General features: G+C 43.0%; 12 protein-coding genes. 5 read left to right on the top strand and 7 right to left on the bottom strand.

Features of this window, described 5'->3' with window-relative positions; all coding sequences use genetic code 11:
• Positions 1-59: 59 nt before the first annotated feature.
• Together aroA and AACT19_RS18930 are read right to left on the bottom strand one after the other, a co-directional pair.
• Positions 60-1,340 carry a 3-phosphoshikimate 1-carboxyvinyltransferase gene (aroA, locus tag AACT19_RS18935; RefSeq protein ID WP_017078162.1) on the bottom strand — a complete coding sequence of 427 codons (1,281 nt, stop codon included), beginning with the start codon at positions 1,338-1,340 and terminating at the stop codon, positions 60-62.
• A gap of 162 nt (positions 1,341-1,502) precedes the next feature.
• Positions 1,503-1,958, bottom strand: a complete 456-nt coding sequence (locus AACT19_RS18930) for an outer membrane lipoprotein (RefSeq protein ID WP_004736438.1) — start codon at positions 1,956-1,958, stop codon at positions 1,503-1,505.
• A 53-nt stretch (positions 1,959-2,011) separates the two neighbouring features.
• On the opposite strand from AACT19_RS18930, the gene aat reads away from it, so the two are divergent.
• The 3 genes from aat to infA all read left to right on the top strand — a co-directional run bounded on the left by aat (position 2,012) and on the right by infA (position 3,720).
• The gene (gene aat / locus AACT19_RS18925; RefSeq protein WP_017078161.1) at positions 2,012-2,725 is read left to right on the top strand and encodes a leucyl/phenylalanyl-tRNA--protein transferase; all 714 of its coding nucleotides are present in this window, start codon (positions 2,012-2,014) and stop codon (positions 2,723-2,725) included.
• A complete protein-coding gene (locus tag AACT19_RS18920; protein ID WP_004736551.1) occupies positions 2,722-3,420 on the top strand; it encodes an arginyltransferase in 699 nt (232 codons plus the stop codon). Before aat ends, AACT19_RS18920 begins: the two co-directional genes overlap by 4 nt.
• Before the next feature lie 81 nt (positions 3,421-3,501).
• Positions 3,502-3,720: a translation initiation factor IF-1 gene (gene infA / locus AACT19_RS18915; RefSeq protein ID WP_001040192.1), complete on the top strand. Its 219-nt coding sequence runs from the start codon at positions 3,502-3,504 to the stop codon at positions 3,718-3,720.
• 388 nt (positions 3,721-4,108) lie between these two features.
• Here infA and clpA read toward each other — a convergent pair whose 3' ends face one another.
• Together clpA and clpS are read right to left on the bottom strand one after the other, a co-directional pair.
• A complete protein-coding gene (clpA, locus tag AACT19_RS18910; protein WP_004736550.1) occupies positions 4,109-6,382 on the bottom strand; it encodes an ATP-dependent Clp protease ATP-binding subunit ClpA in 2,274 nt (757 codons plus the stop codon).
• Positions 6,383-6,421: 39 nt separating this feature from the next.
• The gene (clpS, locus tag AACT19_RS18905; protein ID WP_004736549.1) at positions 6,422-6,742 is read right to left on the bottom strand and encodes an ATP-dependent Clp protease adapter ClpS; all 321 of its coding nucleotides are present in this window, start codon (positions 6,740-6,742) and stop codon (positions 6,422-6,424) included.
• Between the two features lie 586 nt (positions 6,743-7,328).
• On the opposite strand from clpS, the gene cspD reads away from it, so the two are divergent.
• A complete protein-coding gene (gene cspD, locus AACT19_RS18900) occupies positions 7,329-7,550 on the top strand; it encodes a cold shock domain-containing protein CspD (protein ID WP_004736548.1) in 222 nt (73 codons plus the stop codon).
• A 360-nt stretch (positions 7,551-7,910) separates the two neighbouring features.
• Here the strand turns inward: cspD and AACT19_RS18895 are convergent, their stop codons facing one another.
• Positions 7,911-10,136, bottom strand: coding sequence for an NADP-dependent isocitrate dehydrogenase (locus AACT19_RS18895; RefSeq protein WP_076648139.1), 2,226 nt, complete (start codon positions 10,134-10,136; stop codon positions 7,911-7,913).
• Between the two features lie 321 nt (positions 10,137-10,457).
• On the opposite strand from AACT19_RS18895, the gene AACT19_RS18890 reads away from it, so the two are divergent.
• The gene (locus AACT19_RS18890) at positions 10,458-11,186 is read left to right on the top strand and encodes a pseudouridine synthase (protein WP_076648136.1); all 729 of its coding nucleotides are present in this window, start codon (positions 10,458-10,460) and stop codon (positions 11,184-11,186) included.
• A gap of 63 nt (positions 11,187-11,249) precedes the next feature.
• Here the strand turns inward: AACT19_RS18890 and AACT19_RS18885 are convergent, their stop codons facing one another.
• Together AACT19_RS18885 and AACT19_RS18880 are read right to left on the bottom strand one after the other, a co-directional pair.
• Positions 11,250-11,912 carry a DUF2057 domain-containing protein gene (locus tag AACT19_RS18885; protein ID WP_083717896.1) on the bottom strand — a complete coding sequence of 221 codons (663 nt, stop codon included), beginning with the start codon at positions 11,910-11,912 and terminating at the stop codon, positions 11,250-11,252.
• Positions 11,913-12,005: 93 nt separating this feature from the next.
• Positions 12,006-12,995, bottom strand: coding sequence for a porin (locus tag AACT19_RS18880; protein WP_076648130.1), 990 nt, complete (start codon positions 12,993-12,995; stop codon positions 12,006-12,008).
• Between the last annotated feature and the right edge of the window lie 202 nt (positions 12,996-13,197).

Raw genomic sequence — 13,197 nt, 5'->3', positions numbered from 1 at the left:
AAAAGCTTGCCATTTAGGCAAGCTTTTTTACTTCCTGGACCGTTATATGCTTAGCATTTTTATTGACTCAGCATTTTCAGCTTGTCGAAGTAGTCAGGGAAAGTCTTTGAAGTACAACCTGGATCATTAATTGTCACAGGTGTATCACTCAACGCCACCAACGAGAAACACATCGCCATACGGTGATCATCATAGGTATCGATCGCCGCATGTGTCAGTTGAGCAACAGGGTTAACGATGATGTAATCTTCACCCTCTTCGACCTCTGCGCCAACTTTACGAAGCTCTGTCGCCATCGCCGCTAAGCGATCTGTCTCTTTCACACGCCAGTTATAAACATTACGAATTGCAGTTGTACCTTTAGCAAACAAAGCTGTCGTTGCGATAGTCATCGCTGCATCTGGGATATGGTTATAGTCCATATCAATGCCTTTCAGCTCACCACAACGAGAGATAACGTAATCGTCACCCCATTCAATTTCAGCACCCATTTTTTCAAGCGCATCAGCGAATTGGATATCACCTTGGATACTGTTTTTACCAATACCCGTTACTTTAATCTCACCGCCTTTAATCGCTGCGGCTGCAAGGAAGTATGACGCAGATGATGCATCACCCTCAACCAAGAAATCACCCGGTGCTGAGTAAGATTGCCCAGTCGGAATTACGAACTCTTGGTAATCGTTGTTGATCACATCCACACCAAATTGTTTCATAATGTGTAGCGTGATATCGATGTAAGGTTTAGAGACCAATTCACCCTCAATTTTGATTGTTACCTCACCTTCAGCTAAAGGCGCAGCCATCAAAAATGCCGTCAAGAATTGGCTAGAGATAGAACCATCGATTGAAACCGTACCGCTTTTAAGGCCAGTACCCGTGATCTTCAATGGTGGGTAATTTTCGTTTTCTAGGTATTCAACGTCGGCGCCGGCTTCTTGCAGTGCAGTCACTAAGTGACCGATTGGTCGCTCTTTCATGCGAGGCTCGCCAGTCAGAACATATTCACCACGCCCCAAACAAAGTGCAGCAGCCAGCGGGCGCATCGCCGTACCCGCATTGCCTAAGAAAAGCTCTAGGGCTTTGTCACTTGAGAATGCACCACCCACACCCGTCACTTCACAGACGGTTTTGTCTGCAGACAGCTGATAATCAACACCTAATTGCGTCAAAGCATTCAGCATATGGCGAATATCATCACTGTCTAGTAAGTTTGTTAGGCGCGTGGTTCCCGTTGAAAGTGCAGCCAAAAGAAGTGCACGGTTGGAAACACTTTTTGAGCCAGGTAGATTAACTTCCCCGCTCACTTTTTGAATTGGTTGTAACGTAAGGCTTTCCATTAAATCTTATAGTCCTTGTACCACCCGAAGTCACTGGCGCGTATTTATTTTCGGGTGATGAATAATTCTTCGTACTTGCAGACTAACGAACTTTTCCAATGAACTCCAGAGCTAATCCCCTCGATAAAGGCGATTAATTAGCCAACCAAACACATTTGCATACTAGTACACTAGATCAACTCGAACGCCATCTGAAAAATAGAGAATTCGCACATCATCACCTCGGTTAAACAACATCGAGTTATCGACGTCTTGAATGATGTTAACCAACTTATCATCTTTAGTTTTAACCAATAACTCGACGAGCTTATATTCCACTTTGTATTGTGTGTTACCTCGATTGCGAGCAATCCCGGCGCCCGCCACAGCACCGACGGCCGTTGCGACTTCTTTGCCGGTACCGCCACCAAATTGATTACCTATCAAGCCACCAATAGCCGCACCTAACAAGGTTTCCCAACCATTCGCTTTCGACTCTACGATCTCTTGTTGGGTAATGTATCTGACTGTGTCAATCTCACCATAAACGACCTCATTGACTGGTCGAGCTTGGTTTCTGTTGTAAGCTGCATTTGCCAACATGGGCAAAACAAGTAAAATCCAAAGCAACTTTTTCATGGTAAAACTCCTAAAGACCTCTTGGTCAGTGATTAATCTGTAACGCGGTACTTATGACTATATACCTAACCGAACTTGATACTACTAGTATAGAGTTTCCTTCGCCTTTCGACGCGCTTGATGAACCTAACGGCCTGCTCGCCTTCGGTGGTGATTTGTCACCCATGCGAATTTTAAACGCTTATAGCCAAGGTATATTTCCATGGTACGGCCCAGGGGAGCCTATACTTTGGTGGAGCCCAGCACCACGAGCGGTATTTAATCCTAAGACATTCGAACCGTCAAAAAGTCTTAAAAAGTTTCAAAGAAAGCATAATTACCGTGTCAGCATCAACCAAGCGACAGACAAAGTGATTGGCTACTGCTCCTCGCTAAGACCCGAAGAAGAAACTTGGCTAAACGGTGACATGCAGTCAGCGTACCGCGAACTTTCTTCATTAGGCTTCTGCCACTCCGTTGAGGTTTGGCAAGGAGACGAGCTTATCGGCGGACTTTACGGTTTACAAAGAGGCCAAGTCTTTTGTGGTGAATCGATGTTTAGTCTGAAGACCAATGCCTCTAAAATTGCACTTTGGTACTTTTGTGAACACTTTACACGATTCGGAGGAAAGCTCATCGATTGCCAAGTCATGAACCCTCATTTGGAATCCTTGGGCGCTATCGAAGTAGAAAGAGATGAGTTCCTTAGTGCTTTGAAAATACTTAAAGAAAATCAACTTAGCGATGGATGTTTTAAATCACAATGGCTAGAGGGAACGCCTTCATGAGTTCAGATTTACAACAAATCAGAATTGGATTGACCGATAACCATGCTTGCAGCTACCTGCCACATCTTCAAGAAAGAGTGGCGGTCACGCTTGATGAACACATGCATACTTCAGATAATTATGAAGTTCTGCTCGCCAACGGATTTCGCCGCAGTGGAGCGACCATTTATAAGCCACATTGCGATAATTGCTCCGCGTGCCAAGCGATTCGCCTCTCGATTCCCGAGGTCAAGTTTTCCAAAAGCCAACGACGAATCCTCAACAAAGCCAAATCACTACGTTGGGAATTGAAAGACGAGATGGATGACAACTGGTTTGACTTATATAGTCGCTATATAACCGCTCGTCACCGTTCCGGAACCATGTATCCCCCCAAAAAAGAAGAGTTTCTACAATTCTCTAAAAATGAATGGCTTGCCACAAAGTTCATGCACATCTATGATGATAGCCAGTTAGTCGGCATCGCCGTCACTGATGTGATGTCTCACTGCACAAGCGCATTTTATACCTTCTTCGATCCTGATATCGACATCTCTATGGGAACACTAGGTGTTCTGTTTCAAATCCAGCACGCCCAGAAAGAACAGAAGCAGTGGTTATATTTGGGTTATCAAATCGATGAATGTCCTGCGATGAACTATAAAGTACGATTTCAACGTCATCAAAGGCTAGTAAATCAGCGGTGGCAAGGGTAGAATACGCGACAACTTTACATATTTTGATTTTAACGGCACAATCAAGCCGTTGAAAACCGCCAAATTTCGAAAGAGGATTAGATGGCTAAAGAAGACGTAATCGAGATGCAAGGCACGGTCCTTGATACTCTACCAAACACGATGTTCCGTGTTGAGCTTGAAAACGGTCACGTAGTGACAGCACACATCTCTGGTAAAATGCGTAAAAACTACATCCGTATTCTTACTGGTGATAAAGTAACTGTTGAGATGACTCCATACGACCTTTCTAAAGGCCGCATCGTCTTCCGTGCTCGTTAATTTTTAATTACCGAATACGATAAGAAGCGGAGCTTGATGCTCCGTTTTTTATCGACCAAACAAACACTAAAGAAACACCCGGTTAGCTCTCCAAGAGCCCCAACAATACCTTCAGTCTCTCGTAACATTCCCCTGCAATACACTTTACCTAATAATTGTGCCACCAATAACAGTGTCACCAATCGCTGTTTGTATATGCGTAGGTTAAGCCAGCATAAACGGTTTATGGTCAAACAGTGCCTCAGCCCCAATCCACAGCTTTCTCTTTGTTTCAGCTACTCTATAACTGAAAAAACGCACAACCGAAGTCATGCGTTTATTATCGTGATTAGCTGTACCGCGCTCTCAATAAGCAGTCAGCAACAGCTTAAGCAGTTAAGAAATAGGCTTAATGCATAACCTCTTCTTTAGCACCAACATAGATGAAATCTAGATCGTCTTTAATCAGGGATACTTTAACCGTACCGCCGTCAACCAAACTACCAAACAGCAACTCATTAGCAAGAGGCTTTTTAAGCTTCTCTTGAATCACTCGTCCCATAGGACGCGCACCCATAGTCTTGTCATAACCTCTTTCAGCTAACCAATGACGAGCATCCTCAGAAACTTCTAAAGACACGCCTCGAGCGTCCAGTTGAACCTGAAGCTCAACAATGAACTTGTCGACAACTTGGTTAATCACACTTGGATCAAGGCTGTTGAACCAAATGACATTATCAAGACGGTTACGGAACTCAGGAGTAAATACCTTCTTGATTTCGCCCATCGCATCTGGCGCATGATCTTGTTGGATCAGGCCGATCGATTTCTTCTCGGTTTCAGCCACACCTGCGTTGGTCGTCATCACTAGAATCACGTTGCGGAAGTCCGCTTTGCGACCATTGTTGTCAGTTAGCGTGCCGTTATCCATTACCTGCAGTAGCAAGTTAAAGATATCTGGGTGAGCTTTCTCGATTTCATCCAGTAACACAACAGAGTGCGGGTTCTTGATTACGGCATCAGTTAGTAAGCCACCTTGATCGTAACCAACATAACCAGGAGGCGCACCGATCAAGCGGCTCACAGAGTGACGCTCACCGTACTCAGACATATCAAAGCGCAGAAGCTCAATACCCATCAACTTAGACAGCTGAACAGTCACCTCTGTTTTACCGACACCAGTAGGACCAGCAAACAAGAATGAACCAACAGGTTTATTGTCTGCACCCAATCCAGCACGGGTTAGCTTAATCGCTTCACTCAATACATCGATTGCAGGGTCTTGTCCGAATACCAACATTTTCATGCGGTCATCCAGTTTCTGTAACGTATCTTTGTCTGAAGATGATACTGACTTCTCAGGAATACGAGCCATTTTCGCGACCATTGACTCAATATCAGCCACGCTTACCGTTTTCTTACGACGGCTTGCTGGTGCCAAACGACTACGAGCGCCGGCTTCATCAATCACGTCAATTGCCTTATCTGGAAGGTGACGTTCATTAATGTATTTGGCTGACAACTCCACAGCGGCACGCAACGCTTTGTTGGTGTAACGCACTTCGTGGTGAGCTTCGTATTTTGGCTTCAAACCGATCAGAATCTTAGTTGTGTCATCTAACGATGGTTCAATAATATCAATTTTCTGGAAGCGACGAGCTAAAGCACGCTCCTTCTCAAAAATGCTGCTGTACTCTTGGTATGTCGTTGAGCCGATGCAACGTAATTTACCGCTGCTTAGTAGTGGCTTAATTAAGTTTGCCGCATCAACCTGACCACCCGATGCTGCACCTGCACCAATAATGGTGTGGATCTCATCAATGAATAGGATTGCGTCTTCTTCTTTCTCTAGTTGCTTAAGAATCGCTTTAAAACGTTTCTCAAAGTCACCACGGTATTTGGTCCCAGCTAGAAGTGAACCAATATCTAAAGAATAAATCACACTACTCTGAATGATTTCAGGTACTTGACCTTCAACAATACGCCATGCAAGACCTTCAGCGATTGCGGTCTTACCTACCCCCGCTTCACCCACTAACAAAGGGTTGTTTTTACGACGACGACATAGAACTTGAACCGTACGCTCAAGCTCTTTATCACGCCCGATAAGCGGGTCGATATTACCTTGTTTCGCCACTTCGTTAAGGTTAGTTGCAAAGTTTTCTAGACGATCTTCAGAGTTAGCTTCTTCTGCATTCTCTGCACCACCAAATGAATCAGACGGTGATGAACTATCACCTTCGTTACTGGCTTTGGTAATGCCATGAGAAATAAAGTTAACAATATCTAAGCGACTAATGTCGTTTTTCTTAAGTAAATATGCCGCATGAGATTCTTGCTCACTGAAAATAGCCACAAGTACATTTGCACCTGTAACTTCGCTACGACCTGAAGACTGAACATGAAAAACAGCGCGTTGAAGTACTCGTTGGAAGCTCAGTGTAGGCTGAGTCTCACGAGTCTCGTCACTTTCTGGGATAAGTGGGGTTGTTTGATCGATAAAAATATCGAGCTCATTGCGAAGAGCATCGAGATCAGCCTGACAAGCTTGGAGCGCTTCCTTGGCCGCATCATTTTCTAATAATGCTAGTAGGAGGTGTTCGACAGTCATGAATTCATGTCGCTTGTCTCGCGCACGAGCAAATGCACCATTTAAACTCGTCTCTAATTCTTTATTTAGCATAAGTACCTCCTAAGGGAACAACAGTGTTGTTCGAGCAATTTATACTTGCTCCATTGTACATAGTAGCGGATGCTCATTTTCCTTTGAGTACATCTTTACTTGCGCTACCTTTGTTTCCGCTATTTCAGCACTGTATGTGCCGCATATAGCTTTACCTTCATAATGAACCTTGAGCATCACTTCCGTTGCTTGTTCGATATCTAGTGAGAAGAATCGCTCTAGGATCTCGATTACAAAGTCCATAGGCGTGTAGTCATCGTTATTCAATACAACGTTATACATCGCCGGTGGCTTTACTTTTGTCTCTTCTTTCTCCAGTAAATCTGAGCCTGGAGATGCCCATTCAAAGTTTCTGCTCATATCGCTTTGCTAAGAGTTATTTTTCGGAAGTCGTGAGTGTTACGTCATTCAAATTTACCACATTCACGCATTACGGTGTACTAAGAAACTGCACCGAGAAACAGTACCAAAAAATATTCCTCTATACTGAGCCTAATCCACCATTTCCATCGCTGCAAATAAAAGATCTCTATTAACAGGATTAACATATGTGATTGATTAAAAAGACACCATAACTATTGATGCTAACGATAAGATTACCCCTAAGTTACTATTTAGTTAATAGTTTGCAGTTAATCTCGAATGTGATTTGTTATTAAAATTGATCACTTTTATACCAATTTACTATTGACTGCGCTCAATCATTAGCTACATTGGAGCTAAAAGGTTTTTCTGATACAACTTTATAACAAGATTCAAAATCGAGTAATACGCGTTAAGAATGAACAATAAGGAATAATTACGCAGGGTAGCGTTAATTTCCGTAAGCAATGTATGAGATTCAAGCTATCAGCTGAAATTCTTTAGTTGGTAGGAATGATATCAATCGCACTTACAACAATTGATATAACAACGTTAGTAACAAAATGCATGAGGGATGTATAGCATGGCTACAGGTACAGTAAAATGGTTTAACAATGCCAAAGGGTTTGGCTTTATTTGTCCAGAAGGTGAAGACGGCGATATTTTCGCGCACTACTCCACAATACAGATGGAAGGTTATCGAACCTTAAAGGCAGGTCAGCAGGTCGACTATGAAGTAGAAAGTGGACCTAAAGGCTCGCACGCTAGCTCTGTTGTTCCTGTAGAAGGCAGCGCCGCTAAATAGGCGATGGCCAAATCATGTTGACCTCCATCAGTCCTAATTAACGGCTGACAGGTAAGCAGAATATTGAAACCGCTCATTTGATACCTCTAATACAGGATTAAATGAGCGGTTTTTCGATCTAGAAGCTATAACGTTGCTCACAGTACAATTCGCTCGAGCGATGTTTGCCCCTAGGTCTAGGTCTAGGTCTAGGTCTAGGTCTAGGTTTAGGTTTAGGAAAGCATTATGAATAAACAAAAAAGACGCTTTAACGTTATCGTTAAAGCGTCTTTCGTTTTGTATTGGTCTATGACTTAACTGTCATACCAAGCAACTCGTTAGTAAATCATGACCATAATTTGCTAACGGTGAGTCTAATCACTATGCGTCAATGAATGCGTTCAGTGTTGAACTTGGACGCATGAGTGATGAAACCAATGCATCATCAAGTAGGTAATAACCACCTAAATCACCTGCTGGACCTTGAGCGTTGTTTAGCTCAGCAACGATAGCTTCTTCACTTTCAGCCAATTGACTTGCCACACCTACAAACTCAGCAGCAAGGTCAGCGTCAACCGTTTGCTCAGCAAGCGCTTTAGCCCAGTATGCTGCTAGGTAGTAATGGCTACCACGGTTATCAAGCTCACCTACTCGACGTGAAGGAGATTTGTTTTTATCTAGGAACTCGCCCGTCGCTTTATCAAGCGCGTCAGCTAGAACTTGTGCCTTAGCATTGCCAGTGACTACGCTTAGGTGCTCTAGAGATGCCGCTAATGCCAAGAATTCACCTAAAGAATCCCAACGCAGGTGGTTTTCTTTCTCTACTTGTTGCACGTGCTTAGGAGCAGAACCGCCAGCACCTGTTTCAAACAGACCGCCACCGTTCATTAGTGGAACAATCGATAGCATTTTAGCTGACGTACCAAGCTCTAGAATTGGGAACAAATCCGTTAGGTAGTCACGTAATACGTTACCTGTAACAGAAATAGTATCTAGACCTTCTTTGATACGAACCAATGAATATTGAGTTGCTTCAAGTGGAGCAAGGATCTTGATTTCAAGACCATCAGTATCGTATTCAGGAAGGTAAGCTTCTATTTTCTCAATAAGCTGAGCGTCATGTGCGCGAGACGCGTCTAGCCAAAAGACCGCTGGAACACCCGATGCACGAGCACGAGTAACCGCTAGCTTAACCCAATCTTGAATTGGTGCATCTTTAACCTGACACATACGGAAGATATCACCTTCCTCTACGTCTTGCTCAAGAAGCACTGAACCTGAAGCGTCTACAACTTGAACCTGACCAGCAGCTTCAAGGATGAAAGTCTTATCGTGAGAACCGTACTCTTCCGCTTTTTGAGCCATTAGGCCAACGTTTGGTACACTGCCCATAGTTGTTGGATCGAAAGCACCATTCTCTTTACAGAAATCAATAACCGCTTGGTAGATGCTCGCGTAGCTACGATCTGGAATCATTGCTTTCGTGTCTTTTTGCTTACCTTCTGGGTCCCACATTTGACCTGAAGAACGTAACATTGCAGGCATCGATGCATCAACAATGATGTCACTTGGAACGTGTAGGTTAGTAATGCCACGGTCTGAGTCAACCATCGCTAGTGGAGGCTGAGTTTCGTATACTGCTTGTAGGTCAGCTTCGATTGCCTGTTTCTGATCTTGAGGAAGTACAGCGATTTTTGCGTATACATCGCCGATGCCGTTATTTACGTCAACACCTAACTCATTGAACAGTTGACCGTGCTTAGCGAATACGTCTTTGTAGTAAACCTTAACCGCATGACCAAAAATCACAGGGTCAGACACTTTCATCATCGTCGCTTTCATGTGAAGAGAAAGCAGTACGCCTTGCTCTTTAGCCGATGCGATTTCTTTCTCAAAGAACGCAACCAAAGCAGCTTTGTTCATCACTGACGCATCAATGATCTCTTTATCTTGTAGTGCAAAAGCTGGCTTCAGTGTTTTCTTCGCGCCATCTTTGCCAACAAATTCGATGCTCACTTCTGTGGCACCGTCAATCGTTACTGACTTTTCACTACCGAAGAAGTCTTTGTCATCCATACTTGAAACGTGCGACTTAGAATCTGCAGACCATGCACCCATTGAGTGTGGGTTCTTCTTCGCATAGTTCTTAACAGAAAGTGGTGCACGGCGATCCGAGTTACCTTCACGTAGCACAGGGTTTACTGCACTACCTTTGATTTTATCGTAAGTCGCTTTAACGGCTTTCTCTTCGTCAGTGTTTGCTTCTTCTGGGTAATTAGGAAGTGCGTAACCTTTTGACTGTAGCTCTTTGATCGTTGCTTGAAGCTGAGGTACAGATGCCGAGATGTTTGGAAGCTTGATAATGTTCGCTTCTGGTGTCTTAGCCAATTCACCTAGTTCTGCTAATGCATCACCAATACGTTGCTCTTCGTTCAAATAGTCAGGGAAGTTGGCAATAATGCGCCCTGCAAGTGAAATATCGCGAGTATCAACGTTAATACCAGAAGAAGCTGTAAAAGATTGAATGATTGGCAGTAGAGAATAAGTTGCTAGCGCCGGAGCTTCATCTGTAATGGTATAGATGATCGTTGTTTTTTCAGTAGGCATGAAATTTCCCTATAGTTCTTACAAGCTCATTTAAAATAGTGAGCATGTTATAAATTGACCAGTAAGCCACTCAAAGAGTGAAAACTGCTTACTCGATAGTCGTACTCTATCTTATTTTTCATGCAATCTTGATGACAGCATGAACCAAATCCGTGAGTGCGTTGTTATAATAAAACACGAAGGTATAATTAAACAAATCAGGCTTAAGAGTCCATCAACTTGTTCTATTTTGTGTCTTTTAGGCGCGCAAATGATAGCTCAATTCCGTTTCAGTGAAAACTTTTCAGCACACTTCGTTTACATTTTTGCAAGGTAGTTAACATGTCTACTCGCTCACACAGCGTATCTCGTTCAGACAAACCAGCTCGTGCTGGTGCAACATTAAAACAAAGTGGTAATAGACAAAACCGAAGCAGTGATAAAAATAACACGGGTAGTTCGCATAAAAAATCGCACTCGAGTAAGCACCGATATAAAAGCAAACCTACCAACGTGAAACCTAAGGTGGCAATCGAAGATCGCAAAGTCATTTTATTCAACAAGCCTTTCGATACTCTCAGCCAGTTCACTGATGGCGAAGGGAGAAAAACACTCGCCGACTTTATTCCGGTTAAAGATGTTTACGCGGCGGGTCGACTAGATCGCGACAGTGAAGGATTAATGGTCTTGACCAATGATGGCATCTTCCAAGCTAAGTTAACTCAACCAAACTCAAAATCACCAAAGACTTACTGGGCGCAGGTTGAAGGCGCACCTTCTGAGGAAGATTTAGATAAATTGAGAAAAGGCGTGGAACTAAAAGACGGCATGACACTGCCTGCTCAGGTTGAGGTGATGTCTGAACCTGTTGTGTGGGAAAGAACCCCTCCAGTGCGTTTCAGAGCCGCAATACCGACAACATGGTTAGCGATTACTATCATTGAAGGGCGTAACCGTCAGGTAAGACGAATGACAGCAAATATCGGCTTCCCTACCCTGCGACTTATTCGCTATTCAATGGGCAACATGAACGTGGGGCAACTTCAGCCTGGTGAGTGGAAAGAGATTTAAGTCATAGCAATACAAAAAAGCGAGACTAATAAGTGTCTCGCTTTTTTTGTACATGAAGATTGGTTACTCTTGATCAATCATCCATTTACGGAATTCTTTGCGCTCTTTTTTAGAAGCTTTTAGATACCAAGCTTTCAATTGCTCGACACTTTGAGCTTCTGTTGACGCAGTTTTCGTTTGAGTTTTAGTTTCATTTTCTACAACCATTCCTGTTGCCACAGGAACTAAAACCACGGCGTCAGCCGGTTTATCAAGCAACACACCATCCTTTAAGTAGATCGCATTACTTTCATTATACTCAACCAACCGAGAGTCTAACCCGCCAAAAGGTGCAAAACCAGGTTTACGCTCAATGACATTCTGTTGATATTTGATTGCCACTTCATCTTGTACAACATTCCATGAAGGACTTTCGCTTTCGAAGACCTTCTCTGCTTCAATATAACTACGCGCTTTTGGGGACTTAATTTTTACTTCATCACCGGTAACATTAAAGCTCAATATATAAGGCGCTGAAGAGTATACTCCACTATTACCAAATTTTTTATCAAAGCGAACTAGAACTTGGTTAAAGCCTTCATTGATGTGATTCTCACTAATTTTGTTTTCAGCTTGTTGTCCATTAATGAACAAAATTGATACGCCTTTCTGAGGCGTTAGGGTTGCCGCACTTACACTGCCAATAACGCTTGTAAGCAAGCCCAAAGCTAACCATACTTTCTTCATCATATCTCTCTTTCAAATCGAATAAACTACTCTTTATCCTAACAAAAAAGCCACCCTAAGGTGGCTTTTTTTAAGACTCAATTAAGAAGTCAATTAGAATGATGCTTCAACACCAATAGCTAGACCAGTATCTGTTTTGTAGTACTTCTCACCTTTGTCGTTGAGACGCGCTGAATCGTAATCGATGCCACCCACTTCCGCGTACATTTTCGTGTTTGGTGCGATTGCGTAAGTTGAGTTTACAAACCAACGATCTTCGTCTCTAACATCTAGGTCGTGGTCACCGATTGAGTAACCAGCGTTAAAGCCCCAAAGACCCATGGTGTAACCAGCAGCAAATGCGATTACTGAGTTGTCATCATTATCAGCGTCAGAAGCTACGCCATAATATGCTGTAGATAGGTATACGTTTTCAATACCAGAGTATACTAACTCAGCACCGTAACCTTGGTGATCATCGCCTGCGCTCTCTGCGTTAAGGTTAGCAACAAATGCAGAAACGTCGAAATCAGCGAAACGGTAACCCATACGAGCATCAAAGTATTCTACGTTAGAACCTTCAGCTTCTGCGTTTTTAGAACCGTCAACTTTATCTTGAACGTAACCTAACGTAGCGTAGAGATCACCATTATCGAAATCGTAACGAACAGCTTCGTCAGCACATTCTTTAGTTTCATTGTCTAGAAGAGTAGAGATACCAAACGCTTCATCACCGCCGATACCTAGATCATCAACAGCAGTACATAGGCGACCAAATTTGATAGAACCAAAAGTATTGTGGTATGCCGCTACGTATGTATCGCCGTTTTTAGTATTTTCAGCGTTTGCGTTGTGAGAGCCATTGAACTCCCAGTAAGCACCAACTTTCCAGTCTTCATTTACCATGTATTTTACATCAAAACCGAAATCAGCATCTTCGATTTTTTGTTCCATCGAAGAACCTTTCTCAAATTCATTGCTGTAAACAACTTCGATGTCACCTTTAAGATCAACAGATACGCCGTCTTGGTTGTAAATTTCGATAGCTGCGTTTGCTGAACCTGCTGCAGTCATTACTGCTAGCGCTAATAGAGTCTTTTTCATAATAAATCCACTGCCTTTTCTAAGAATGGGAGATCCTTGCCCGGTTCCCTTTTATTTTTATGACTGGTCATTACCACTCTTTGTTGGTTAATCACCGTCACTAAATTTCGAGGTCTAGATTGCAAAAGATTATCCTGCGTGTCAAATAAACTAAAAACACATCTAAAAAAAACACAAACCAATAACAATCAAAGACTTACAT

The sequence above is a fragment of the Vibrio sp. 10N.222.47.A9 genome (assembly GCF_963872585.1).
GTDB lineage: Bacteria > Pseudomonadota > Gammaproteobacteria > Enterobacterales > Vibrionaceae > Vibrio > Vibrio splendidus.
Note: the sequence above shows the minus strand (reverse complement) of the source record. Positions and strands in the feature narration are given on the sequence as shown.

Excerpts from the sequence above, each read along its gene's own strand:
- aroA (WP_017078162.1), bottom strand. The coding sequence starts at position 1,340 with ATGGAAAGCCTTACGTTACAACCAATTCAAAAAGTGAGCGGGGAAGTT.
- AACT19_RS18930 (WP_004736438.1), bottom strand. The coding sequence starts at position 1,958 with ATGAAAAAGTTGCTTTGGATTTTACTTGTTTTGCCCATGTTGGCAAAT.
- aat (WP_017078161.1), top strand. The coding sequence starts at position 2,012 with ATGACTATATACCTAACCGAACTTGATACTACTAGTATAGAGTTTCCT.
- AACT19_RS18920 (WP_004736551.1), top strand. The coding sequence starts at position 2,722 with ATGAGTTCAGATTTACAACAAATCAGAATTGGATTGACCGATAACCAT.
- infA (WP_001040192.1), top strand. The coding sequence starts at position 3,502 with ATGGCTAAAGAAGACGTAATCGAGATGCAAGGCACGGTCCTTGATACT.
- clpA (WP_004736550.1), bottom strand. The coding sequence starts at position 6,382 with ATGCTAAATAAAGAATTAGAGACGAGTTTAAATGGTGCATTTGCTCGT.
- clpS (WP_004736549.1), bottom strand. The coding sequence starts at position 6,742 with ATGAGCAGAAACTTTGAATGGGCATCTCCAGGCTCAGATTTACTGGAG.
- cspD (WP_004736548.1), top strand. The coding sequence starts at position 7,329 with ATGGCTACAGGTACAGTAAAATGGTTTAACAATGCCAAAGGGTTTGGC.
- AACT19_RS18895 (WP_076648139.1), bottom strand. The coding sequence starts at position 10,136 with ATGCCTACTGAAAAAACAACGATCATCTATACCATTACAGATGAAGCT.
- AACT19_RS18890 (WP_076648136.1), top strand. The coding sequence starts at position 10,458 with ATGTCTACTCGCTCACACAGCGTATCTCGTTCAGACAAACCAGCTCGT.
- AACT19_RS18885 (WP_083717896.1), bottom strand. The coding sequence starts at position 11,912 with ATGAAGAAAGTATGGTTAGCTTTGGGCTTGCTTACAAGCGTTATTGGC.
- AACT19_RS18880 (WP_076648130.1), bottom strand. The coding sequence starts at position 12,995 with ATGAAAAAGACTCTATTAGCGCTAGCAGTAATGACTGCAGCAGGTTCA.